At 53.2% G+C, this 252-nt stretch carries 1 protein-coding gene; it reads left to right on the top strand.

All coding sequences use genetic code 11. The features are described 5' to 3' along the window. Positions 1-18: 18 nt before the first annotated feature. Positions 19-252: AMP-binding protein (locus SB751_RS33345; RefSeq protein ID WP_410749411.1), on the top strand; the 234-nt coding region annotated here is incomplete at its 3' end.

Genomic DNA, 252 nt, shown 5'->3' with positions numbered 1-252 from the left:
CCTATTCCTCTCATTTATATGCACTACATGCCGATGAACCACTCATTTGGCCGAAGTGGCGTATTCAGTACACTAGGCAGTGGTGGTACCTGCTATTTCACTGCGAAGAGCGACCTTTCTGAGTTGTTCAATGACATCCAGCGTGTGCGGCCAACTGTCATGGCCATCGTGCCGCGGATCTGCGAGATGGTCTATCAACACTATCAGACTCAGCTGGAGCGCCGCAGTGCCGGGTGCAATGAGACCGAGACC

This window comes from Cupriavidus sp. SIMBA_020 (assembly GCF_046535395.1).
Taxonomy (GTDB): Bacteria; Pseudomonadota; Gammaproteobacteria; order Burkholderiales; family Burkholderiaceae; genus Cupriavidus; species Cupriavidus campinensis.
The sequence above is the reverse complement of the archived record's forward strand: the minus strand, read 5'-3'. Positions and strand labels throughout refer to the sequence as shown.